Source organism: uncultured Ruminobacter sp., assembly GCA_902764345.1.
Classification (GTDB): domain Bacteria; phylum Pseudomonadota; class Gammaproteobacteria; order Enterobacterales; family Succinivibrionaceae; genus Ruminobacter.
Genome location: CACWVT010000082.1, coordinates 1 through 5,131, shown reverse-complemented (window position 1 = coordinate 5,131; position 5,131 = coordinate 1). Strand labels below are relative to the sequence as shown.

The following is a 5,131-nucleotide window of genomic DNA, read 5'->3' as shown; positions in this document are numbered from 1 at the left end:
GTTGGGGTATCGCCAAGTGGTAAGGCAGCGGATTCTGATTCCGCCATCCCAAGGTTCGAATCCTTGTACCCCAGCCATTCTCTCAGTTCCCTTTAAATTTCAGAGTCTCAGAACCATTTATCTGTTTTTGTATCCTTTCGGTTTTTAATTTAATTCCTAGTAAACTGATATATTATTGATTTACGGATAAATATGGTAGAATACGCCCTCAGAATAACAGCGGGAATTTTTCCCGCATAACAGATTATTTAAGGCCTTATTTACAGAATACTCTTTAATATCCGAAAAGACATGAATAAATTTTTTATCCAGACATGGGGATGCCAGATGAATGAATACGATTCATCACGCCTCATTGACCTAATGATTAACACAGGATACGAACAGACTGAAGACATCACTGATGCAGACGCCGTAATCCTTGTCACCTGTGCCATCCGTGAAAAGGCTCAGGAAAAAGTGTTCAACCAGCTGTTCAGCTGGCAGCACAAAAAGCAGTACAAGGAAGGAGCCGTAGTCTGCGTAGGCGGCTGCGTGGCCTCACAGGAAGGTGAAGCTGTGCTTAAGCGCGCCCCAATGGTAAGTGTGGTATTCGGACCGCAGACCATTCATCGCGTTCCCGACATGATCTCAAAGGTTGTTCAGACCGGAGAAAGACTGGTTGATGTCAGCTTCCCCGAAGTTGAGAAGTTTGACTTTCTGCCAAGCCCTAAATCCAGAGGTCATGCCACAGCATTCGTCACCATCATGGAAGGATGCTCAAACTTCTGCAGCTACTGCGTGGTTCCATATACAAGAGGTGCGGAATTCAGCCGTGAACTGAAGGATATCCTTGACGAAATCAGGGTTCTTACCGCTCAGGGCGTAAAGGAAATCAATCTCATCGGACAGAACGTAAACTCATATAACGGTCACGACGAGGACGGTAATCAGGTAACCTTTGCCGAACTGCTGTATCATGTTGCCGGAATTGACGGAGTGGAAAGAATCAGATTCACCACCTCAAACCCTCACGACTTCACTGATGAGATAATTCAGGCGTTTGCGGATCTGCCGCAGATAGCCAACGCCATTCACCTGCCTGTACAGAACGGTTCCGACAGAATTCTGAAGGCCATGAACCGCAAGTACGACAGAAACAGATACATTGACGTGGTTACCCGCCTGAGAGCCGTAAGACCGGACATTTACATCAGTACGGACTTTATCGTTGGTTTTCCGGGAGAAACGGACGAAGACTTTGAACAGACAATGGATCTGATTCAGACCATAAAGTTTGACCAGAGCTTCAGCTTCATTTATTCCCCAAGACCAAACACCCCTGCGGCACTCATGGAAGACAAAACTCCTCTGATGACAAAGAAGGAAAGACTGTACCGTCTTCAGGCCGCCATAAACAATCAGGCACAGCAGTACAGCCGTGAAATGCTCGGAACCGTTCAGAAAGTACTGGTTGACGGACTGTCTGTCCGCGACAGTGAAGAGCTGAGCGGCAGAACCGATAACAACCGTACGGTAAACTTCAAAGGAAGTCCGGAGCTTATCGGCAGTTTCGTACATGTCAGAATTACTGACGTGCTCACTCACACCCTTCGCGGTGAACTAATTGAAGAATAGCAGGCAGAGCATGAGAACCCCATCAAACAACATGATTACCCTGAAAACCGTTCTTGAACCGGTAAACAGGGATCGTCTTGCAAGTCTGTGCGGACCGCTTGACGACAACCTGAAGCACATCGAACGCCGTCTCGGTGTTCAGATAAGCTACAAGAATGAGAATTTCAGCATAACCGGCACCGAAACAAGAGCCGGTGCCGCACTGAAGCTCATCAACGATCTTTACATTGAAACAGCTCCTCTCAAAGGGAAAAAGGTACACGATCTGACTCCCGACGAGATTCATCTGGCAATTTCCGAAACCGGAATACTGGACAGTGACAGCGAGGAAAACCAGACCGCCATCTCCGAGGAACTCAACGAACTCTACCAGAAAGCAGTCACCATCAAAACAAAGCGCGGCATCGTGAAGCCGCGTTCCGGCAACCAGACAGACTACATCTCCAACATTCTCTCCCATGATATCAGCTTCGGTATCGGCCCTGCAGGCACGGGCAAGACCTACCTTGCGGTAGCGGCAGCCGTCGACGCACTGGAGAAGCAGGAAGTAAGACGTATTCTGCTGACAAGACCAGCAGTGGAAGCAGGAGAAAAGCTAGGCTTTCTACCCGGCGATCTGAATCAGAAGGTAGATCCGTATCTGCGACCTCTTTACGATGCTCTTTTTGAAATGCTCGGTTTTGAAAAGGTGGAAAAACTCATGGAACATCAGATCATTGAAGTTGCACCTCTTGCCTACATGAGAGGCCGCACCCTCAATGACTCTTTCATAATTCTGGACGAAAGCCAGAACACCACCATCGAACAGATGAAGATGTTCCTGACCCGCATCGGCTTCAACTCCAGGGCTGTAATTACCGGCGACATCACCCAGATTGACCTTCCTCGCAACGTCAAATCAGGGCTCAAGCATGCCATTGAGGTTTTAAGCGGTGTTGATGAAATCAGCTTCAACTTCTTCACCTCAAACGACGTGGTAAGACATCCGATTGTCGCCAAGATAGTAAGAGCCTATGAAAAATATGACCTTATGCAGAAAACCGGAAAGGACACTTCATCTGACGCCGGGCATAAGAACGAAAGCAGTGACAAATAACCTGATTACGGAGTAGTAAGCCATGTCAGACGAAATCAACAGTAATGACGAAGAATACATTGAAGGCCCTGTAGCAATAGATCTGCAGTATGCCGTGAAGGATCGCACCGGCCTTCCCTCAATTGAAAACATGCTAAAGTATGCCACGGCGGCAATAACGGGATTCAGACCGGAAGCCGAAATAACCATCCGCATCGTTGAACCAGAGGAAAGCCACGAGCTTAACCTCGAATACCGCGGCAAGGATCGCCCTACCAACGTACTTTCATTCCCGGCAACCGAGGACGATGACGTGTTCTTCTACGATGATGAGGATGCAGACGAAGAAGAATACGATGATGCCGATGCTGAAGATGCGGAATCCGTAAACGAATCCGAAGCAGAAGAATATACCGCCGAAATCGACAGAAACGAGCTTGAAGGCGCAGAGGAGCTCTCTGAGGATGAAGATGACGGACAGAATCCTTTTGACGGTCTGTACATCGGTGATCTCGTCATCTGCAGGGATGTCGTGGAACGCGAGGCCAGGGAACAGAACAAACCGCTGGAAGCCCACTGGGCCCACATGATTGTTCACGGCTGCCTGCATCTTCTCGGCTTTGACCACATTGACGACGAGGAAGCAGAGGAAATGGAAGGTCATGAAACGGAAATCATGACATCTCTGGGTTTTGATGATCCATACAGAGACGACGAATACTGATTCCTCCATTCGGGGCGGATTCTCCGCCCCGATCATGACAGGCCGGCCCCCGAAACTTCAAAACGTGGCAGCAGGCTTCAGGAAATATACACCTTCAGTCAAAACTTTTGAAAAAAGTAATCATAAGAGTATCGGGGCTGTTATATAATGCTGTCTGACTTTTATTTAACTATACAGGGAGCGGTTTAACCGATATTTGCTTATATGAGTAGCGACGATAGCTATCCGCATTCGAAAAACAGTCATCACAAACCAGAAAACTGGATCAACCGCATAGGACACATCATCAAGGGTGATCCTGCTGACAAGGAAGATCTGGCAGAAATCATCACTGATGCCGGAGAACGCGAAATCATTGATGAAGATACGGAGGATATGCTCAAGGGCGTATTTGAAATCTCCGAGCTCCGCGTCAGGGACATCATGATTCCCCGGTCCCAGATGGTAACCATCAGTGCAGAATATTCCATTGATAGGGCCGCAGCTGAAATCATCAATTCCGGTCACTCAAGATACCCGGTCATTCACGAGGACAAGGATCACATCGAAGGCATTCTTCTTGCAAAGGATCTGCTGAAGTTTATCGTCAATAAGGACACCGGCGCAAAGCTCAAGGACATTATCCGCCCTGCGGTGGTTGTTCCGGAAAGCAAGCACGTTGACCGTCTGCTCAAGGAATTCCAGCAGTGCCGTTACCACATGGCAATTGTAGTCGATGAGTACGGCGGCGTATCAGGTCTTGTAACCATTGAAGACATTCTTGAACTCATTGTAGGTGAAATTGAGGATGAATATGACAATGATGACGATTCACAGGAACAGATCATTCAGGTTAACGAAAACACCTACCACATTGCAAGTCTGACTTCCATCGAGGACTTCAACGCAAAATTCGGGACTGAGTACACTGACGACGAGTATGACACAATCGGCGGCATGGTAATGCATGCCATCGGTCATCTGCCGGTAAAGGGCGAAACCACCCGCATCGATAATCTCGAATTCAAAATTCTGTCAACCGTAAAGCATTCAACCAGTCTGCTGCAGCTAACTATTCTTCCAAAGGAGGAAGATGAGTAACGCACAGAAACGGTAATGATTCAGTAAACAAACGTGACTTTCCTTTTCGAGGGAATCACGTTTTTTTGGGGATCGTGAATTTAATTCAATCGGATCATGATATTTTTCTCTAACACATTTACGATCCGTTATTTATTTGTAATTCTCTATTTTGTATATCTTGTTCAGAAAGAAAACCTGCAACAGTAGGAATATTACCCAAAACACTGGTCTCTTAATGGCTTTGATTTGACTTGGCGACAGTTCTGCAAGATATCCGTGTTGCGGATTATCTGACTTGTATATAAACTTAACCTCGTCATATATTTCGACAGAACAGGATTCGTCATTAATTTCAGTTATCTGTTCTTTACCGGTTTGAGTTACCGACTTTACCTCGAGATAGCAGATATTGTTTTCTTTTTGAAGTTTAAACACAACAGTACCGGTTAAATCGGAAAAACCTGACAATGTTATCCGCTATTTTGGATCTATAAAAACCTATAAAATAAATTTTTTACCAAATTAAGCCTTCATCGCCAGATTTGCCAGCTGACTCTTATTTAAGTCAGCCAGTATTGATCTCAGCTCCGGACTCCTGACGGCGTTAGCTACACCGCTTTTTTTAATCAAATTTAACAGATTTATTGAAGCCT

Annotated in this window: 4 protein-coding genes and 1 tRNA gene; all 5 read left to right on the top strand. The window is 46.4% G+C overall.

Features of this window, described 5'->3' with window-relative positions:
• Positions 1-2: 2 nt before the first annotated feature.
• Positions 3-77 (top strand) — tRNA-Gln (locus QZU58_RS09790).
• Between the two features lie 214 nt (positions 78-291).
• Positions 292-1,617, top strand: a complete 1,326-nt coding sequence (gene miaB / locus QZU58_RS09785; protein WP_294463409.1) for a tRNA (N6-isopentenyl adenosine(37)-C2)-methylthiotransferase MiaB — start codon at positions 292-294, stop codon at positions 1,615-1,617.
• A gap of 10 nt (positions 1,618-1,627) precedes the next feature.
• The gene (locus QZU58_RS09780; protein ID WP_294496378.1) at positions 1,628-2,713 is read left to right on the top strand and encodes a PhoH family protein; all 1,086 of its coding nucleotides are present in this window, start codon (positions 1,628-1,630) and stop codon (positions 2,711-2,713) included.
• 22 nt (positions 2,714-2,735) lie between these two features.
• Entirely contained in the window at positions 2,736-3,416 is a 681-nt protein-coding gene (ybeY, locus tag QZU58_RS09775; RefSeq protein WP_363174839.1) for an rRNA maturation RNase YbeY, read from the top strand.
• 204 nt (positions 3,417-3,620) lie between these two features.
• Positions 3,621-4,496, top strand: coding sequence for a CBS domain-containing protein (locus QZU58_RS09770; RefSeq protein WP_294496376.1), 876 nt, complete (start codon positions 3,621-3,623; stop codon positions 4,494-4,496).
• Positions 4,497-5,131 lie beyond the last annotated feature (635 nt).

What these genes read in the sequence shown, in the direction of transcription:
- miaB (WP_294463409.1), top strand. Translation starts at nt 292, where the DNA reads ATGAATAAATTTTTTATCCAGACATGGGGATGCCAGATGAATGAATAC.
- QZU58_RS09780 (WP_294496378.1), top strand. Translation starts at nt 1,628, where the DNA reads ATGAGAACCCCATCAAACAACATGATTACCCTGAAAACCGTTCTTGAA.
- ybeY (WP_363174839.1), top strand. Translation starts at nt 2,736, where the DNA reads ATGTCAGACGAAATCAACAGTAATGACGAAGAATACATTGAAGGCCCT.
- QZU58_RS09770 (WP_294496376.1), top strand. Translation starts at nt 3,621, where the DNA reads ATGAGTAGCGACGATAGCTATCCGCATTCGAAAAACAGTCATCACAAA.